We start from the raw sequence: 2,188 nt of genomic DNA, 5'->3' as shown, positions 1-2,188 counted from the left end.
CGGTTGAGCAGGTCGCGGTCGTGCGAGATCAAAAGCACGGTGTGCGGATATTTCGACACGTAGTTTTCCAACCACAGCGTGCCTTCAAGATCGAGATAGTTGGTCGGCTCGTCGAGCAGCAGCAGATCGGGCTCGGCAAACAGCACCGCGGCGAGCGCCACGCGCATGCGCCAGCCGCCGGAAAAGGAGGAGGCCGGACGCCGTTGCGCAGCGTCATCGAAGCCGAGGCCGGCGAGAATGGTGGCGGCGCGGGATTCGGCTGAGTGCGCGTCGATGTCGGCCAGCCGCATATGGATGTCGGCGATGCGGTGCGGATCGGTCGCCGTCTTTTCCTCTTCGAGCAACGCCGTGCGTTCGAGATCGGCCTTGAGCACGATCTCGATCAGCGCATCCTCGGTGCCTGGCGCTTCCTGCGCCACCTGGCCGATGCGGGTGCTCTTCGGCAGGCTGATCGAGCCTGTCTCGGACGGGAAATCGCCGGTAATGGCCTTGAACAGCGTCGTCTTGCCGGTACCGTTGCGGCCGACGAGGCCGGCTTTGGTGCCGGCTGGCAAGGTCAGCGAGGCATGGTCGAGAAGCAGGCGTCCGGCCATGCGGAGCGATAGGTCGTTGATGATCAGCATGGCCGCGCTTTTGCACCGGACATCAACGCTTCGCAAGGCCTTGCGGGCCAGTTGGCCGCACAAGGCCTCGAAACGACGCCCGCGAGGGCGCCGTCAAAGCAGCCGAACGGTGGCTTGCCTGCTCTCAGGCAGTCGCCTTGCGCTTCGTTGCCTTGGCGACAGCGGCCGGCGCTGCTGCCGGCTTGCGGCCAAGTCCCGTCGACTTTGCCAGCGCCGATCGCGTCGCCGAGTAGTTCGGCGCAACCATCGGATAGTCCGGCGGCAAGCCCCATTTGGCCCGATAGTCGTCCGGGCTTAGGCCGTAGTCGGTCCGCAGATGCCGCTTGAGCGACTTGAACTTCTTTCCGTCCTCAAGGCAGATGATGTAGTCGGGAAACACCGACTTCTTCGGATTGACTGCCGGAACCAGGTTTGGAGTTTCCGCGACAACTGCACCAGCGAGCTTGCGAACCGAAGCACTGACGCTGGCAATCAACTCAGGCAGGCCGGAAGCCGGAAGGGGATTGTTGCCTACATAGGCCGAGACAATATCGGCCGTCAGCTCGATAACGGTCTTATCATCGATATTTGACAATTCTTTCACCTTATTTGCGACAAAATCCTCCACCCCAGCGAAGACTTGTGTCGATGTATCTCTTTAACCGCGTCCCCCAACGGACCGCCAAGTCTCATAAAAGAATGAAGAATCGGCCAAAATAGCATTCATGCGAAATCGACGCCGTGCAAATTAGAAAATCTAATACTTGGAACCAGCAGACTTAGCGGCAGGACTTTCGTCCAATATCTCCAGAATACGCTTCCAGCGGGCGCAGCGCGCCAAATCCTTTTGTTCTATCGCCTTTTCGGCCCTCATCGCGGCGTAAAGCGGTGCCTCGACGCCGAATTCGTCGATCAGCCAATGCGCTTCCTGAATGGCCAGACGCTCATTCTCGTCAAACATGGTTTTCGGCCTCCGAACGTTCCACACCGACCGCGACACAACTGCCGATGACGAGAATGGCTCCGACAATGGCCGTCACCGTCAGCCGTTCGCCGGACAAGGTCAAAAGCAGGGTCGAGGCGATCGGCGTGAGATAGGCGACCACCGCGACCCTGCCGCTGCCTTCAAGCTTCAAGGCGCGCGACCAGAAATAGTAGCCCAAGCCCATCGGACCGGCGCCGAGATAAAGGCCGAGAGCCAGGTCCGCGCCGATGGGCCAGGTGAAACCGTCGCGAGCGCACCACAGAAACGTCAAAGCGACGCCGATCAACGATGAGGGCAGCAACAGGCGATCGGCTGGGGTGGCGACCCGTCCCACCATGATCGAATAGAAGGCCATGCACAGCGCCGACCCGAATGCGGCGAGATACCCGACCAGATCGCCGTCGAGCCAGGATTGGTTGCGCCCTCCCGAAATCACCAGCGCGACGCCGATGAAGCCTACCACCGCGGCGAGACCCAACAGTGCCGGACGCCGCGGATTTTCCAAGGCAATGACTGCCGCCGCGACCATCAACGGCCAGGTGTAGGCGACCAGATTGGCCTCGATCACCGGCATCGAAGCGAAGGCGATGTATTGCAGCAC

4 protein-coding genes are annotated in these 2,188 nt (G+C 61.0%); all 4 read right to left on the bottom strand.

All coding sequences use genetic code 11. The annotated features are described in order from the left end of the window. Nucleotides 1–623, bottom strand: a 623-nt coding sequence (locus ENZ74_RS35395; protein WP_164761275.1) for an ATP-binding cassette domain-containing protein, incomplete at its 3' end; no start/stop codon positions are given. A gap of 124 nt (nt 624–747) precedes the next feature. After that, entirely contained in the window at nt 748–1,197 is a 450-nt protein-coding gene (locus ENZ74_RS28510) for a MucR family transcriptional regulator (RefSeq protein ID WP_013532467.1), read from the bottom strand. A gap of 162 nt (nt 1,198–1,359) precedes the next feature. Then, nucleotides 1,360–1,563 (bottom strand): hypothetical protein, encoded by a 204-nt coding sequence (locus ENZ74_RS28505; RefSeq protein ID WP_013532468.1) that lies wholly within the window; start codon nt 1,561–1,563, stop codon nt 1,360–1,362. Next, nucleotides 1,556–2,188, bottom strand: a 633-nt coding sequence (locus ENZ74_RS28500) for a DMT family transporter (protein ID WP_164761273.1), incomplete at its 5' end; no start/stop codon positions are given. The genes ENZ74_RS28500 and ENZ74_RS28505, both read right to left, overlap by 8 nt.

This window comes from Mesorhizobium sp. M7A.F.Ca.CA.002.15.2.1 (assembly GCF_003998715.1).
Taxonomy (GTDB): Bacteria; Pseudomonadota; Alphaproteobacteria; order Rhizobiales; family Rhizobiaceae; genus Mesorhizobium; species Mesorhizobium ciceri.
This window is presented reverse-complemented; position numbering and strand designations above follow the sequence as displayed.